14 protein-coding genes, 1 tRNA gene and 1 pseudogene are annotated in these 16,216 nt (G+C 61.9%); 15 read left to right on the forward strand and 1 reads right to left on the reverse strand.

Annotated elements, in window-relative coordinates:
• The first annotated feature begins 48 nt into the window (after positions 1 to 48).
• From F0185_RS22855 to F0185_RS22880, 6 genes and pseudogenes are all read left to right on the forward strand, one after another.
• Positions 49 to 984 (forward strand): CHAD domain-containing protein, encoded by a 936-nt coding sequence (locus tag F0185_RS22855; RefSeq protein WP_167228367.1) that lies wholly within the window; start codon positions 49 to 51, stop codon positions 982 to 984.
• 315 nt (positions 985 to 1,299) lie between these two features.
• On the forward strand, positions 1,300 to 1,578 hold the full coding sequence (locus F0185_RS22860; protein WP_167228369.1) for a hypothetical protein: 279 nt from the start codon (positions 1,300 to 1,302) through the stop codon (positions 1,576 to 1,578).
• A gap of 406 nt (positions 1,579 to 1,984) precedes the next feature.
• Positions 1,985 to 2,284 (forward strand): hypothetical protein, encoded by a 300-nt coding sequence (locus tag F0185_RS22865; protein ID WP_167228371.1) that lies wholly within the window; start codon positions 1,985 to 1,987, stop codon positions 2,282 to 2,284.
• A 797-nt stretch (positions 2,285 to 3,081) separates the two neighbouring features.
• Positions 3,082 to 3,177, forward strand: a pseudogene (locus F0185_RS35590) (PEP-CTERM sorting domain-containing protein); the annotation flags it as partial.
• Positions 3,178 to 3,671: 494 nt separating this feature from the next.
• Complete coding sequence (locus tag F0185_RS22875; RefSeq protein ID WP_167228375.1) at positions 3,672 to 4,019, forward strand: hypothetical protein; 348 nt, start codon at positions 3,672 to 3,674, stop codon at positions 4,017 to 4,019.
• A 159-nt stretch (positions 4,020 to 4,178) separates the two neighbouring features.
• Entirely contained in the window at positions 4,179 to 4,517 is a 339-nt protein-coding gene (locus F0185_RS22880) for a hypothetical protein (RefSeq protein ID WP_167228376.1), read from the forward strand.
• 25 nt (positions 4,518 to 4,542) lie between these two features.
• Here the strand turns inward: F0185_RS22880 and F0185_RS22885 are convergent.
• Positions 4,543 to 4,617 (reverse strand) — tRNA-Arg (locus F0185_RS22885).
• 180 nt (positions 4,618 to 4,797) lie between these two features.
• On the opposite strand from F0185_RS22885, the gene F0185_RS22890 reads away from it, so the two are divergent.
• The 9 genes from F0185_RS22890 to xrtB all read left to right on the forward strand — a co-directional run bounded on the left by F0185_RS22890 (position 4,798) and on the right by xrtB (position 16,209).
• Entirely contained in the window at positions 4,798 to 6,693 is a 1,896-nt protein-coding gene (locus tag F0185_RS22890; RefSeq protein ID WP_167228378.1) for an ATP-binding cassette domain-containing protein, read from the forward strand.
• 50 nt (positions 6,694 to 6,743) lie between these two features.
• Positions 6,744 to 7,463 (forward strand): CAAX prenyl protease-related protein, encoded by a 720-nt coding sequence (locus tag F0185_RS22895; RefSeq protein WP_223164557.1) that lies wholly within the window; start codon positions 6,744 to 6,746, stop codon positions 7,461 to 7,463.
• Between the two features lie 40 nt (positions 7,464 to 7,503).
• Positions 7,504 to 8,748, forward strand: coding sequence for an XrtB/PEP-CTERM-associated polysaccharide biosynthesis outer membrane protein EpsL (gene epsL / locus F0185_RS22900; protein ID WP_229477150.1), 1,245 nt, complete (start codon positions 7,504 to 7,506; stop codon positions 8,746 to 8,748).
• An 8-nt stretch (positions 8,749 to 8,756) separates the two neighbouring features.
• Entirely contained in the window at positions 8,757 to 10,139 is a 1,383-nt protein-coding gene (locus F0185_RS22905) for an undecaprenyl-phosphate glucose phosphotransferase (protein ID WP_166890637.1), read from the forward strand.
• A gap of 274 nt (positions 10,140 to 10,413) precedes the next feature.
• The gene (locus F0185_RS22910) at positions 10,414 to 11,406 is read left to right on the forward strand and encodes an EpsD family peptidyl-prolyl cis-trans isomerase (protein ID WP_308624154.1); all 993 of its coding nucleotides are present in this window, start codon (positions 10,414 to 10,416) and stop codon (positions 11,404 to 11,406) included.
• Between the two features lie 49 nt (positions 11,407 to 11,455).
• A complete protein-coding gene (gene epsE / locus F0185_RS22915; protein WP_167228379.1) occupies positions 11,456 to 12,244 on the forward strand; it encodes a polysaccharide export protein EpsE in 789 nt (262 codons plus the stop codon).
• Positions 12,245 to 12,285: 41 nt separating this feature from the next.
• Complete coding sequence (gene epsF, locus F0185_RS22920) at positions 12,286 to 13,692, forward strand: chain length determinant protein EpsF (RefSeq protein ID WP_166890643.1); 1,407 nt, start codon at positions 12,286 to 12,288, stop codon at positions 13,690 to 13,692.
• Between the two features lie 34 nt (positions 13,693 to 13,726).
• Positions 13,727 to 14,605 (forward strand): chain length determinant protein tyrosine kinase EpsG, encoded by an 879-nt coding sequence (epsG, locus tag F0185_RS22925; RefSeq protein ID WP_167228381.1) that lies wholly within the window; start codon positions 13,727 to 13,729, stop codon positions 14,603 to 14,605.
• A complete protein-coding gene (xrtB, locus tag F0185_RS22930; RefSeq protein WP_167228383.1) occupies positions 14,602 to 16,209 on the forward strand; it encodes an exosortase B in 1,608 nt (535 codons plus the stop codon). Before epsG ends, xrtB begins: the two co-directional genes overlap by 4 nt.
• Positions 16,210 to 16,216 lie beyond the last annotated feature (7 nt).

Below are 16,216 nucleotides of genomic sequence, written 5' to 3' on the forward strand. Positions count from 1 at the left end.
GTCGCATGGCGTTTCCGCGCACAATGTCTTGAAGGAGGAACGTTCCATATGGATACCGCAGTCAGATTTCCCACCACGCCCAAGGCAGTGAAGGCGCACGCGCTCAAGCTCTCGCCGCGCATGAATGTCGAGAAAGCCTTCCAGGCCATCATGCGCAATTGCCTCGACCAGATCGAAGCCAACGAAGCCGGGGTCATCAAGTACCACGATGTCGAGAGCCTGCACCAGATGCGGGTCGGCCTGCGCCGCCTGCGCTCGGCGCTCGGCATGTTCGATGAGGTGCTCAGCCTGCCCGTGGCGCTGCGCCAGGAGCTCGACTGGCTGGTGGCGCAACTGGGACCGGCGCGCGACTGGGATGTGTTGGCCGGCTCGACCTTGCCGGCGATTCGCGCCAGCGTCGATGCGCTGGCGCCGCTGGTGCCGGTGCAACTGGCCGCCGCCGGCAGGGCCAACGCGCTGCATGCCGTCGCTGCCGAAGCGGTCGCGTCCGAGCGCTACCAGGACCTGATTGGCCACCTGGAGCGCTGGCTGGACGAGCGCGGCTGGCGCGCCATGCAGTTGCCGGCGGACCGGGTGCGTCTCAAGATGCGCATCGCCGACTTTGCCAAAGCTATCCTCGAAAAGGACCAGCAACGCCTGCTCAAGCGCGGCCGCAAACTGAAGCATGCCGATCCCGAGGCGCGCCACCGGGTCCGTATCGCCGCCAAGAAAACCCGCTACGCCGCCGAATTTTTCGCTTCGCTCTATCCGCGTAAAACCGTGCGCCCGTACGTCAGGGCGCTGGCCAGCTTGCAGGATGAACTGGGCTTGATGAACGATGCCAGCGTGGCCGGCGGCTTGCTGGCGCAGTTAAGCGAGGCAGATGCCAGTCTCAGGGATGGCAGCGCATTTATACGCGGCTACCTGGCAGGGCGCGGCGGGCAGGGCGACGGCAAGTTGCGCAAGCTGTGGAAGCGTTTTGTCCCTTTGCGCGCGCCGGGCTGAGGGGAAGCGGGCCTTCGCCCTGCACATGACAAGACGGCGCACTGCCGCAGCGGCTACGTGGACAGGCGCTTGCCGGTACGCTCGCGCAGCGTGTTTTTTGAACGGCGTCGGAACCTGGTTGCATGGCTGGCCTGGGCCCGGCTTGCATGGTTTCAAGCGAGCCAGCGCGTCTGCCACCAGCGGCTATCTTGAGATACAATACATATTTCCAAAATGAAATATTGTTGGAAGTGTGGGTGTGCTTGCCCGCAATTTCCAGCGCCCTACATCCATTCGTTTGGCCGCGAGGCCATCGATGTTCTCCCGAAAGACGTCATGCGCACATCCCTGATTTTCATCGTAACGGCTGCCTTCCTGGCCGGTTGCGCCTCCTCCGGTCCGGTTCAAACCGGCAAGGATACCTATATGATTGCCAAAACCAGTGGCGGCGGCATGTTCGTCTCGGGCGCCACGGTCAAGGCCGATCTGATACAGGAGGGTGTGGCTTTCTGCGCCAAAAACGGCAAAACGCTCGAACTGATCAGCGGCGAGGGCAAGAACGCCATTCCGTTTGCACGCACCTCATCGGCCGAGATTGCATTCAAGTGTGTTTGAGGCGGGCTGAATAAGCCAGGCGGGAACGTACAGGCTGAAAAATGGTTCCTCCGACAAGAATCGAATTTGTGGAAGGCACATTTAGGCATTGTTAGCAGCAACGTCCCCCAGTAGGACGTATGCTTGATTGCGGCAATTCGGATACCATTGTCACAAAATTTTTCACAAAACGCCTACGACGCTTTTGCCGCTCTCGGCTTGGCGAACAACGCGCTCAGCTTGGCGTTTTCCCTGGCGCTCGCGGCGCCGTTCATCCACTTGGCGTAGACCTCGAAGAACATTCGCGGGTTGACGTGTCCCATCTGCGCCGATACCTAGGCGGGGTTCATGCCGGCGTGCAGACACATGGTGGCGAACGAGTGTCTGGTCTGGCGAGCGTCGCGATGACGGATGCCCAACTTCTTAAGTGCTGACGGCCAAGCAGATTGCCGGGAACACGCCCCAGGACCTGGTGGCAGCGATCCGGCGCGAGACCGATAGCGGCATGGGGTATCCATCGAAGTCGAACTATTGCGACCTGGTCCAGATTCGTGGAACTGGCGGCGCAGGCCCGATCACCGAATCGGCGGCGGCATTGGAGATCGAGGCGATCATCATCGAGATCCGCCAGAAAGCGGCGGCGCAGTACGACGTTGCGTTTTGGGTTTACCTGGCGGGCTCGATGACAGTGAGCGTATCGCGGCCGAATTACACTGTAGCGAAGTGACGGTGTACAACCGGCTTCACGCGCTGCATTTGGCGGTGATGGACGCCTTGCATGACTTGGAAATTAAGGCACAAGATCTCGCTGAGGGCTCACCGCAGCGCCCACCATATCCCTCGATGTCTCGGGCGCCGAATACGTTTCTCAGTTTCAATGTTGGCTGATCGAACCGTGCGGCATCGCGTGCGTCTGCGTCACGTCCGGAGACCTTGCCTGCCGTTTCGGCAGCCGCGTGCGTCAAGTTCATCAGTTGCTGCCATCGCAACATTTACCTGCGCATAAGCATTGCGTCGGCCTGACAAGGGAGGGCTTCACTATGTAGGAAATCTTGTATGATGTTATTTCCATAACAATTTTGACCGGAAACCAAAATGATCCGTCACTTCTTATGCGCAGCCGCCACCGCGCTTTGTCTCGTTCCCGCCCATGCTGCTGTGAAAACCTATGATTGGAGTTTCACCGGCGGCTTCTTGGAGTACGGCTATCCTAAAGACGCCACCCTCCGAGGTAGTTTCATCGTGAACGACCTGGACGCCAACGGAAAGTTCGACACGTCGGAGCTGGTGTCCCTCAAGTATAGTTTCAAGGACTACGTTAAGTGCAGCGGCTGCACGATCGATAGCTTTGCATGGACACCTGGCCGGGCACCGGAGTTTTCTATCCATTACTCGTATTATGATGGCGGCGATTTTTCTATGAGTGAAATGCTGCACACGGGAGTGGGCTACGGCTTTTCCGTCCACTCTGGTTCGAACGAGCCGTACTACGGTGGCGGCAACTGGACGCCCGATGTTAAATGGAGCGTCACTGCCGTACCGGAACCGCAGACATGGCTCATGCTGGGCGCGGGTCTGTTCGCCATCGGCTCTGTAGCGCGTCGCCGCAAGGCGAGTTGACTCGAACCGGGCCATCCCGTTGCCAGCTTTGCCAACCTGGCGGCGATCACGCTTGGTCGAGCTGCTGTCGGTGGTGCTGCCCGGTTCTGTGGAGCTTGCTGCGCCGGGAGTGGTTTGCGCGCATGGACAATGCTGCGTTGGTTTTCCTGGAATAATCAACCCGTCTAACGCATGCGATCGCGAACAAAAAATTCTGCAATACTCGGCCCATAAATTTTCTTGACGGACTTTAGGGTTGCGGTTATCGCGTGCTACGCTTGCTTGGCTGTACGTAGATGACATCAAAGCAAAAAGCCCGCACCGAAAGGTGGTGGGCTTTTTGCATTCCAGATCACCGGTAGCATGGCTGAGAGGTCGAAGGCAACGGGTTGCTAACCCGCACGGTCGTAAGGCAATCCACCCAGCTTAAGCGCCGGAACTGGCCAATCTATTCACGCCAAATTGTGATAAAAAATGCTTGACAGCATTGCCGTTTCGCAGAGCTGGTGCGTCACGTGTCTGAGCAAGCGTTCGCGAAAGCACGCGCCAAACTTGCCGCCAGCGCCTTGCCTGGCCTGAACGACTGGCTTGAGCAGGCTGGCCTCATCGCTCGCTGGCATGGTCTACGGCTGGTCGCCGCTGACGCCGCCACAGTGCGCTTCGGCCACCGTGCCAGCCGTGCGCCCCGGGCCGCGCCTACCGACCAGATCGCCTTCGGCCTTTACTTGCCGCAGGCAGAACTGATGCTGGCGGCATCGCTGCACAGTACCCATGAACACGCGCGTCAGAGGCTGTTCGAACACCTCGACCGTCTTTCCGGCACGGACCTGCTATTGATGGATCGCGCTTACCCTTGCCACTGACTGCCTCCTCGCCATGCAATATATGGCGAGAATGTCGTCGACAGCCGGTCTATTGTGGCCACGGCAATTCAGCCCGGCCCATCCGGCCTGCTAAAATGTTGCTTTTATGAAAAAATGCCCAAATATGTGGCGTCGGTATGCTCTCCAATGGAGTCCCGCATGAATGTTATCCCCAACTATCGTACAGCCGCGCTTGCCGGCGCCTGGTGCGCCATCGGCATGGTGAGCATCGAGGCTTGGCAGGACCTCCATGCGCAGTCTGTTATTGCCGGCAACGTGGGCTTTCTCGGCGCTGCCGCCGTCTTTTTTTTCGTGCCCGTCTTTTTTTTCGTCATCGGCCGCGATACGCAATTCACGCGTACCTGGTTCTTGGGCCGGCATGAGGCGCAAGCGCACGCGAAGGTCGTCAAAAGGATGTTGGTCTGGTTTTTCAGCGCCAGTGTAGTTGGCGTGATGTTGTCCTTGGCGCAAGCCGTTGTCGCCATGCTCGTGTCATGATGCCGCGTTGCACGGCCTGCAAGACTGGTCCCTCCGACAAGAATCGAACTTGTATCCCACGCTTAGGAGGCATGTGCACTATCCATTGTGCTACGGAGAGGACGCTGTGATTCGGCGATCGGCGCCCGCCTTGGCCGGCCCGGTGTCGTGAATCGACCGCAATTATAGCCGAGGTTTGTGCCCTAAATGGCGCAAATTGGGTGATCGCTGTCCCAAGTCGGTACAATGCGTGCTTCATTCATTCATCCGGCCGGTTTTCCTGCCTGCGCACTTATCCTCTATGGCTGTCATTTCTCTCTCGTCGGCGCAACTTGCGTTCGGCCACGTCGCGTTGCTCGATCACGCGGAATTTTCCCTTGAAACCACCGAGCGCGTCGGCTTGATCGGGCGCAACGGCACCGGCAAGTCCTCGCTGCTGAAAACCATCTCGGGCAAATTCAAGCTCGATGACGGCCTGTTGGTCATGCAACAAGGCATCAAAATCGCCTATGTCGAGCAGGAGCCGACCTTCGATCCCGCCATGTCGGTGTTCGACGCGGTCGCCGCCGGCATGGGCGGCCAGGCCGCCATGCTGGCCGAATACGAAGAATTGACCGGCCAGTTCGGCCAGGGCGACGATGATGCGCTGATGGAGCGCATGCACGAACTGCAAGTGCAGCTCGATGCGACCGATGGCTGGAGCATGCAAAACAAGGTCGACACCACCCTCGACCGCTTGAGCCTGGCGGGCGAGTCGCTCATGGGCACCTTGTCGGGCGGGATGCAAAAGCGCGTCGCCCTGGCCGTGGCCCTGGTTTCCGCGCCCGACGTGCTACTGCTCGACGAGCCGACCAATCACCTCGACTTCCGCTCCATCCTGTGGCTGGAAAGCTTGCTGCGCGACTTCAAGGGCTCGGTCCTGTTCATCACCCACGATCGTAGTTTCCTCGATAACGTCGCCACCCGCATCATCGAACTCGATCGCGGCAAGCTGCTGTCTTACCCGGGCAATTTCACCGCCTACCAGACGCGCAAGGCCGAACAGCTGGAGGTCGAAGAAGTCGAAGCGGCCAAGTTCGATAAATTCCTGGCCCAGGAAGAAGTCTGGATCCGCAAGGGCGTCAAGGCGCGCCGCGTGCGCGACGAAGGCCGCGTGCGCCGCCTGGAAGCGCTGCGCCTCTTGCGCGCCGCCCGCCGCGACCAGCAAGGCCAGGTCAAGCTCGAAGTGTCCTCGGGCGAACGCTCGGGCAAGATCGTGGCGGACCTGGAAAACGTCAACAAGTCCTACGGCGACAAAGTCATCGTCAAGGACTTCAGCGGCACCATCATGCGCGGCGACAAGGTTGGCCTGATCGGCGCCAACGGCGCCGGCAAGACCACCTTGCTGAAAATGATCCTCGGCGAAGAACAGGCCGACAGCGGTTCGGTCCGCCTCGGCACCAAGCTGCAGGTCGCGTATTTCGACCAGATGCGCGCCCAGCTCAACGAGGAGGCGAACCTGATGGAAACCATCGCCCCGGGCAGCGACTGGGTCGAGGTCAACGGCGCGCGCAAGCACGTCATGACCTACCTGAACGACTTCCTGTTCGCGCCGGAACGCGCCCGTTCGCCGGTCAAGTCGCTCTCCGGCGGCGAACGCAACCGACTGCTGCTGGCGCGCCTGTTCGCCAAGCCGGCCAACTGCCTGGTGCTCGATGAACCGACCAACGATCTGGACATCGACACCCTCGAATTGCTCGAAGAGTTGTTGGAAGACTACACCGGCACCGTGTTCCTGGTCAGCCACGATCGTACCTTCCTCGACAATGTCGTCACCCAGGTGGTCGTCGCCGAAGGCGAGGGCATGTGGCGCGAGTTCGTCGGCGGCTACACCGACTGGGAACGCGTGAAATCCCAGAGCCCGGCGCCGGCGGCCAAGGTCCCTGTTAAAGTTACTGCAACAACTCCTGGCGTTCCCGTTGCCAAAAAGGTAAAATTAAGTAACAAGGAACAGCGCGAGCTCGAAGAGCTGCCATTATTGATAGCCAGCCTGGAGGACGAGCAATCGGCCATCACGCAGCAACTCAATGCACCGGACTTTTACAGGACCAACCCAGCCGACGCCAAGCGCCTCAATACGCGCTTTGCCGACATCGATCAGCTTCTGAGCGATGCGCTGGAAAAATGGGAACTGATCGAAGCCCGTTCAAAGGGATGATCACCAACGCATAAACAGGAGCAGGCAGCATGCCTGGCAGATGAAGAACCATGTCCGAACGCAATGAACAACACGACCTGACGGCGCCTGCCGCTGCCAACGTTCCGATGTTCAGCCGCGCGGCATGGTCCCGCATCCTGCCTTTCCTGGTTTATATCTCCTTCATCATCGCGGTCGATGTGCTGGCCCGCCTGGGCGTGGACCTCCAGGCGCTGCGCTGGATGTACGCGCTCAAGATCGGCGCCGTCCTGGCCACCCTGGCCTGGTTCTGGCGCGACTACACCGAATTGCACCGCTGGGATGCGGGCCCGCTGGCTGTCGCCGTCGCCATTGCCACCGGCGTGCTGGTGCTGGTGCTGTGGGTCAGCCTGAACGCCAGCTGGATGATCATCGGCGCGCCCGATGGCTTCAATCCCACCACCGACGGCCAGGTCGACTGGCTGATGGTGGCCGTGCGCATCGCCGGCGCCGCCCTGGTGGTCCCGCTCATGGAAGAACTGTTCTGGCGTTCCTTCCTGATGCGCTGGATCGATTCGGATCATTTCCAATTGCTTGATCCAGCGCAAATAAGCCTCAAAAGTTTTGTGATCGGGGTCGTGCTGTTTGGATTTGAGCATAACCTGTGGCTGGCCGGGATGGTCGCCGGCGCCGCCTATTCCCTGTTGTACATGAAACAACGCAGCCTGTGGACTTCCATCCTCGCGCATGCCGTCACCAACGGCCTTCTCGGGGTGTGGATTGTGCGAACAGGAAATTGGACATACTGGTAATATCTCGCCAATTCGAAATGACTTGAACAAAGACTAACAAATGCCTTCACCTTTGCCATCCTCTCAGCACCGTCCGCGCGTCGCCCCGCGCGTCGCGTCGCGCGCCCTGGCGCTGGCCCTCGCCCTGGGCGCCGTCGCCGGCGGCCCGGCCTGGGCCGGACCGTCCGATGCGCTGCACGTTTACGGCGGCCTCGGCTATTTTTACGACGACAACCTGTTCCGCTTGAGCGATGAGGCGCCCGGTTACGACAACCAGCGCAGCGATTCGTCGCGCCAGAGCGTGGTCGGGGTCTTGTTCGATAAAACCTACAGCCGCCAGCGCATCCAGGCCCAGGGCAAGCTGTCGAAAGTGGCTTTTTCGCATTTCAAGCAACTCGACTACGACGGCAAGGATTTTCAGGGCACCTGGAACTGGCAGCTGGCCAACCATCTCGAAGGCAGCCTGGGCGCGACCTATGCCCAGACCTTGGCGCCGTACACCGATTTCCAGAGCCGCGAGCGCAACTTGCGGGTGCAGCGGCGCCAGTTTGCCGACGCCGCCTGGCGCATGCACCCGAGCTGGCGCGTGCGCGGGGCCGCCTCGCGCGACAAATATACCTATGAGCTGAGCGCCCAGCGCTACAACGACCGCACCGAAGACGCGGTGGAAGCGGGCTTCGACTATCTGCCGCGCAGCGGCAGCACGGCCGGCCTGGTGCTACGCCGCCTCTCCGGCAAGTATTTGAACGAGCGCATCCTGGGCGGCGTGGTGCGCGACGACGATTACGAGCAGGATGAACTGAAGGCGCGCATCGTCTGGCGCGCCACCCCGACCACCACGGTGCAGACGCTGGCCGGCTACGCCAGGCGCAAGAATGCCCAGTCCGGCCCGCGCGACGTCAGCGGCTTTAACGGGCGCGTCACCGCCAGCTTCAATCCGCGCCAGAAACTGCGCCTCAATACCGCCGTGTGGCGCGAGTTTTCCGCCATCGAGAACTACTTCTATACCTTCAGCCTGAACCGCGGCGCCAGCGCCGGCGCCAGTTGGGACGCCAGCGCCAAGGTGCGCGTGGACGCCAACATGAGCGTGGAACAGCGCTCCTACGAAGGACGGCTGCTCAATAATTCGCCGGACGACCTGAGCGACACGCTGCGCCAGGCGAGCGTGGGCGCGAGCTGGTCGCCCCTGCAAACAGTGCAATTTTCTACCTCTTTCATCCACCAGGAGCGCAGCGGCGCGCAGTTCCTCGGTAATGGAAGTTTCAAGGCGAACACAGTTTCGGTGAACGCCAATGCGCAGTTCTAAAGGTGCCCATGACGGTCAATGACATCCCCTTAATTTCGTTTTTCCAGCGCGTGCTCGATCCCCTGATCATCATGGGGACCCTGTATGTGTCGTCGATGTACTTCCATGAACCGTTCACGGGGTATTCGCTGGTATTGATGATTCTCGCGTTCTTCGTGTCCTCGGCCGTCTACCAGCACGTCGACCCTTACCGCACCTGGCGCAGCGGGCGCATGGTCGCCTATGTGCGCGACACCGTGTTCGGCTGGGTGCTGACCGTGTGCGTGCTGCTGTTTCTCGGTTCGGCCAGCGGCCTGTCGGGTTATTACGACAAGCAAGTGGTGCTGGCCTGGTTCGTCGCCACCCCGCTCGTGATGCTGGTCAGCCACCTGGCGGTGCGGCGCGTCTCCGTCGGTCCCGGCAACAATACCGAGATGCGCTCGGTGGTGGTGATCGGCGCCAACGACGTCGGCATCAAGTTCGCCGGCATCTGCGAGCGCCACAAGAACCTGTTCATGCGCGTGTATGGCTTTTTCGACGACCGCACCGAAGACCGCCATCCGGCCAACCTCGGTCATCCGATGCTGGGCAAGATGGCCGATATCGCCGCCTATGTGCGCGAACATAACATCAAGATGATCTTTATCAGCCAGCCGATTTCGGCCCAGCCGCGCATCCGCAAGCTGCTCGACGAGCTGCAGGACACCACGGCCTCGGTCTACTTCCTGCCCGATATCTATATCTTCGACCTGATGCAGGCGCGCTTCGACAACGTCGGCGGCATGCCCGTGATCGCCATCTGCGAAACCCCGTTCATGGGCTTGAACAGCATGATCAAGCGCAGCAGCGATATCGTGCTCGGCCTGGTCATCCAGTTGATGTTGCTGCCGATCATGTTGGTCATCGCCGCCGCCGTCAAATTCACTTCGCCCGGACCGGTGATCTTCCGCCAGCGCCGCTACGGCCTGTACGGCGAAGAGATCATCGTCTACAAGTTCCGCTCGATGACGGTGACCGAGAATGGCGACACCGTGGTGCAGGCGCGCAAGGGCGACCAGCGCATCACCCGGGTCGGCGCCTTCTTGCGCAAGAGTTCGCTCGACGAGTTGCCCCAGTTCTTTAATGTGTTGCAGGGGCGCATGAGCATTGTCGGGCCGCGCCCGCACGCGGTGGCGCACAATGAGCAGTACCGCAAACTGATCAAGGGCTACATGCTGCGCCACAAGGTCAAGCCCGGCATCACCGGCTGGGCCCAGGTCAACGGCATGCGCGGCGAGACCGAAACGCTGGACAAGATGGAAGCGCGGATCCAGTACGATCTCGACTACCTGCGCAGCTGGTCGCTCTGGCTCGACCTGTGGATCATCGTCAAGACAGTGAAAGTGGTGTTCAGCCGCGAAAACGCGCACTGAGCCTGTGCCGGCAGGCCGGCGGAAGCTCTGCTTGTTGCAGGGGCGGATTAAGAGAAGCTTAAGCCTCTGCCGCAGTGCAGCAAAGTTGTTTCGCTGTCATCGCTAACGCGTTAAAATGAAGCCCTGCTGGTGTGCTCCGGAACAGTCCGGCGAGCATGATGCGGGGCGGAATAACGGCGCCATTTAAACGCATCGATTTGCCGATATGTGTAATAATCCCGGCAATGTCGTTGTGTATTAATCAAGCTTTATAACAAAAAAATCGAGGACCAAATTGAACAACTCCACCCTGGCCATGTCGCCGCCTTCACACAAACGTTTGCTGTGCGCCGCCCTGATGGTTGCGCTGGCCGGACTGGCCGGCTGCGGCAATAAAGACAGCAAACCCAAAGTGGGGCAAGCGCTGGTCAGCGTTAATGGAGAAGAGATCACCGAAATGCAGCTGAGCGAGGAGCTGATGCTGGCCAACGTGCCGCCGGCCCAGCAGACCGACGCCAGCAAGAAGCTGGTCGAAGCCCTGATCGACCGCCAGTTGCTGCAAAACGAAGCGGCCAAAGACAAGACCGACCGCGACCCCAAAGTGGTGCAGGCGATCGAACGGGCCAAGGCCCTGATCATCGCCCAGGCCTACATGCAGAAAAAAGTCGGCAGCGTGGCCCGTCCGACCCCCGCTGAAGTGAATGGTTACTACACCCAGAACCCGGATTTCTTTGCCAACCGCAAGCAGTTCGACATGAAGCAACTGGTCATCCAGTCCAAGGACTTGAGCGAGCAAGTCAAGACCGTGGCCGAGAACGCCAAGTCGCTGGACGACGTCGCCGCCTGGTTCGACGCCAACAAGGTCAAGTACATGCGCACCCAGGCCTCGCGCACCACGTCCGACCTGGCGCCGGAAATGTCGGCCAAGCTGAAAAGCATGCCGAAGAACCAGCTGTTCATCGTCAAGGAAGGCGAGCGCAGCATGCTGGTCTCGATCGTCGACGTGCGCGACAACCCGGCCACGCTCGAGGTGGCGGCGCCGCAGATCGAGAAATTCCTGTTCAACAAGCGTACCAAGGACGCCGCCGATGCCGAGCTCAAACGCTTGCGCACGGCCGCCAAGATCGATTACCTGAAGGCCCCGACCCTGGCCGCCGCCCCGGTCGCTCCGGTCGCCGCGACGCCAGCGCCGGCGCCGGCGCCCGTCGCGCCAGCCCCGGCCGAGCCAGCGGCAACGCCGGCCGCCGACGATGCCGCCACCGCGCGCGGCGTGGCCGGCCTGAAATAAGCGGCCCGGCCGCCGTTCCGACAAACTGAAACTGATGAAGGTGACTTACATGAAAACACTGGTACACGGCCTGATGGCTTTTTTGACGACATTGACAATGGGCGCGGCCATGGCGGCCGACTTGCCGCTCGGACCGGGCGACGTGCTCAAGGTCTCCGTCTACGGCAGCCCCGACCTGACCCTGGAAACCCGGGTCAGCGAAGGCGGCAATATCAGCTATCCGCTGATCGGCCAGGTGCCGGTTGCCGGCCTGTCGGCCGCCGCCGCGGAAAAAAAGATCGCTTCCATGCTGGAAGCGGGCAACTTCGTCAAGAAGCCGCAAGTAAACGTCATCGTCACCGCCGTGCAGAGCCAGCAGGTGTCGGTGCTGGGGCAGGTTAACCGTCCAGGCCGTTACCCGATCGAAGGCAAGCGCAGCCTGATCGACTTGCTGGCCATGGCCGGCGGCATCAACGGCGAAGGCGGCGACCGTCTCAGCCTGATCCGCACCCGCGACGGCAAGACCACGCGCGAAGAGATCGACGTCATCGAGATGGTCCGCAACGGCCAGCTGAACAAGGATTACGTTTTGTCCGGCAACGACGTCCTGTACGTCGAGCGCGCACCCAAGTTCTATATCTATGGCGAAGTCCAGCGTCCGGGCGCGTTCCGCCTCGAGCGTTCGATGACCGTGGTGCAAGCCCTGTCGGCCGGCGGTGGCCTGTCCATGCGCGGCACCGAACGCGGCTTGGTGATCAAGCGCCGCGATGCGGATGGCAAGATCCGCCTGATCGACGCCAAGCAGGACGACCTGCTGCAAGTGGACGATGTCGTCTTCGTCAAGGAAAGCTGGTTCTGATTTCCCGGTCCCGGCCGCCGCACCACTTTGAGAGTTGCTAAATGAATTTATCCCAGTTCCTGCTGATTTTGTATGCGCGCAAGTACATCATCCTGGCGACCTTGTTCGTCACCGTCACGCTGACCCTGATGGTCAGCCTGTCGATGCCCAAGACCTACCAGTCCACGGCGTCGGTGTTGCTCAATTACAAGGGCGTCGATCCGCTGACCGGGATTGCCATGCCGAGCCAGCTGTTGCCGGGCTATATGGCGACCCAGATCGACATCATCAGCAGCAAGAACGTGGCGGGGCGCGTGGTCGACCAGCTGAAAATGGCGGAAAACCCGACCGTGGTCGAGCAGTTCAAGAAAGCCACGGGCGGTCGCGGCACCGTGCGCGACTGGCTGGCCGACCTCCTGCTGCACAAGCTCGACGTGGTGCCCTCGCGCGAAAGCAGCGTGGTCGAAATCAATTTCAAGGGCGCCGATCCGCAATTCGTGGCGTCCGTGGCGAATGCCTTCGCCGAGGAATACCAGAAGCTGAGCATCGAGCTGAAGGTCGAACCGATGAAAAAGGCGGCTGCCTACTTCAACGAACAGACCAAAATGCTGCGCGGTAACGTGGAAGCGGCCCAGAGCCGCCTCTCCAAGTACCAGCAAGACAATGGCATCGTCAGCGTCGACAACCGTCTCGACGTCGAATCGAACCGCCTCAACGACCTGTCGGCGCAGCTGGTCGCGGCCCAGGGCCAGGCCATGGAAGCCAATTCGCGCCAGGGCATGGCGCAGGGCGCGCGCGGCGCCGATTCGCCCGACGTGGCCTCCAATCCGCTGGTCCAGAACCTCAAGGTGCAACTGGCTGGCGCCGAATCGCGCCTGGCCGAAGCCGGCCAGCGCCTCGGTGTGAACCATCCGCAATACCTGAGCATCAAGGCCGAAGTCGACAAGATCAACGCCAACCTGTCTTCCCAGCAGCGTTCGGCGTCCAGCAGTGTCGGCAACAACGCCGCCATCCTGCAGCAACGCGAAGGCGCGGTGCGCGCGGCGCTGGCGGCCCAGAAGGCCAAAGTGCTGGAACTGAACCGCAGCCGCGATGAACTGGGCGTACTGGTCAAGGATGTCGAGAGCGCCCAGCGCGCCTTCGACGCCACCTCGCAGCGCTTCTCGCAAACCCGCATCGAAGGCGCTTCCGAGCAGTCCGATATCGCCGTGCTCAATCCGGCCACCGCGCCGCTGGGCGCCAGCGGTCCGCGCGTGATGCTCAATACGATGCTGTCCGCCTTCCTGGGCGTGATGCTGGGCCTGGGCTTTGCCCTGCTGACCGAAATGATCGACCGCCGCGTGCGCTCCGAAACCGACATGGCCGAAGTGCTGCAGATGCCGGTGCTCGGCGTGATCGACTGGGCCGCGTCCAAGCGCCGCTACAGTGCGATCAATTCGCTGCTGCCGCGCCGCCTGCGCCTGGGCTAGCACGCCCGCGCCCGAACCAACAATAGGAAATACCATGACGCAGACCGAGCTTTCCCTGGCCGCCTCCGAGAAACTGAAACGCGCCGATTCGAGCATCGGCGGCTTGCTGCTCGAATCGGGCAAGATCACCCCCGAGAACGCCGAGCGCGTGCTGCGCATGCAAAAGGAGCTCGGGATCCGCTTCGGCGAGGCCGCCCAGCGCCTGGGCCTGATCAACGAGGCCGACATCCAGCAAGTGCTGGCGCGCCAGTTCGACTATCCCTATCTGCAGCCGGGCGAGGGCAGTTATTCGCCGCACCTGGTGGCCGCCTACGATCCCTTCAGCCCGCAGGTCGAAACCCTGCGCGCCGTGCGCAGCCAGCTGATGCTGCGCTGGTTCGCGCGCGGGCGCAAGTCGCTCACCGTGGTCGGCATCGACCGCGGCGACGGTGCCAGCCTGTTCGCGGCCAACCTGGCGGTGGTGTTTTCGCAATTGGGCGAACACACCCTGCTGGTCGACGCCAACCTGCGCAAGCCGGCCCAGCACGCCATCTTTAACCTTCCCGGCAAGCAGGGCTTGTCCGACGTGCTGGCCGGCCGCGCCGAGCTCGACGTCACCGCCCATATCGGCTCCTTCGTCGACCTGTCGGTGCTGGGCGCCGGCACCTTGCCGCCGAATCCCCAGGAACTGCTCAGCCGCAGCAACTTCGCCGGCCTGAACGCCCAGCTCGAATCGAAATACGATGTCACCCTGTACGACGTGGCCGCCAGCCAGACCGGCCTGGACGCCCTGGTGCTGGCCGCCCGCACCGGCGGCGTGCTGATCGTCGCGCGCAAGAACAAGACCCACATGGGCGACGTCAACGCCCTGGCCGAACAGGTGGCCCAGAACGGCGCCGTGGTGGTCGGGTCGGTGCTGGTGGACTTCAAATGAGCACGCAGGCCAAGTCGAACATGCCGGCCGGCCTGTCCGGCAACGGCGCGCTGCCGTCCTGGGCGCCGCTCGCGCTCGGCCTGCTGCTGCTGTATGTGCCGAGCTTCTACGACATGTTCACCGGCCTGTGGGCGACCGAAGAGCAGGCGCACGGCCCGATCATCCTCGGCATCGCCCACTGGCTGCTGTACCGCAACTGGGGCCAGATGCTGGCCGTCAGCGAAGGCGAACGCGGCAGCCCGCTGGGCTGGCCGCTGCTGGTGCTGTCGGTGCTGGTCTACTTCATCGGGCGCTCGCAAGGCATCGCCATCTTCGAGATCGGCTCCTACCTCGGCACCCTGATGGCGCTCATCCTGCTCATGCGCGGCACGCGCGCCCTGCGCGCCCAGTGGTTCCCGTTCTTCTTCATGCTGTTCATGCTGCCGCTGCCGGGTTCCCTGGTCGACATGCTGACCATGCCCATGAAAACCGCTGTTTCCTGGGTGGTCGGCAACGTGCTGTACTGGGTCGGCTATCCGATTTCGCGCAGCGGCGTCATCCTCCAGATCGGCCAGTACAAGTTGCTCGTGGCCGACGCCTGCGCCGGCCTGCACACGCTGTTTACGCTCGAAGCGCTGGGCCTGCTGTACCTGAACATCGTGCGCCACAATTCGCTGTTCCGCAACGTCACCCTGGCCATCCTGATCGTGCCGATCTCCTTCATTTCGAATGTGATCCGGGTGATGGTGCTCACGCTCATTACCTACCACCTGGGCGACGCGGCCGGGCAGGGCTTCCTGCACGGCTTCGCCGGCATGGTGCTGTTCGTCTCGGCGCTGCTCCTGATCATCGCCACCGATTCGCTGCTGCGCTTCGGCGCCTCCGACAAGGAAGCGCTGCCCCTGTTCGCCAGCGAAGCCGGGCCACCGGCCCTGTCGGCCAACTACGGCCCGCTGCGCATGGCGATTCCGGCCGCGCTGCTGATGGGCGCGGCCCTGCTGGCGACGATCGCCCTCAAGCCCCAGAAAATGCTGTCCGACAGCCAGCCCGCGATCATGCTCGACACGAGCGTCCCGGCCGCCTTCGGCGACTGGAAGATCGATCCCGACGCGGTGGCCATGGTGCCCTCGTCCGTGCAGCAGGAAAAAGTGGCGTCCATCTACAGCCAGACCCTCTCGCGCACCTACATCAACAGCCGCGGCCAGCGCGTGATGCTGACCATCGCCTACGGCTCGAACCAGACCCAGTCGATGCGCGCGCACCGCCAGGAAGTCTGCTACGCGGCCCAGGGTTTCCAGATCCGCGACCTGCGCAATGAAAACCTGGTGTTCGACGGCTTGCCGGTGCCGGTCACGCGCATGGTGGCCAGCCATGGTCCGCGCAACGAACCGGTCACCTACTGGTTCACCATGGGTAGCAGCGTGGTGCGCAGCTACCTCGACCGCCAGATCGTGCAGCTCAAGTACGCCCTGTCCGATTACATTCCCGACGGCTACCTGTTCCGCGTCTCGTCCATCGAGACCGACGACCAGGCCGCGTTTGCCGTCCAGGATGCCTTTGTCAACGACCTGATGAAGCACGTGACGCCATCCGTGCGCGCCAAGCTGATCGGCGCTCCTGCGTGATGTGCGG

It is taken from the genome of Massilia rubra, assembly GCF_011682065.1.
GTDB classification, from domain to species: domain Bacteria; phylum Pseudomonadota; class Gammaproteobacteria; order Burkholderiales; family Burkholderiaceae_D; genus Telluria_A; species Telluria_A rubra.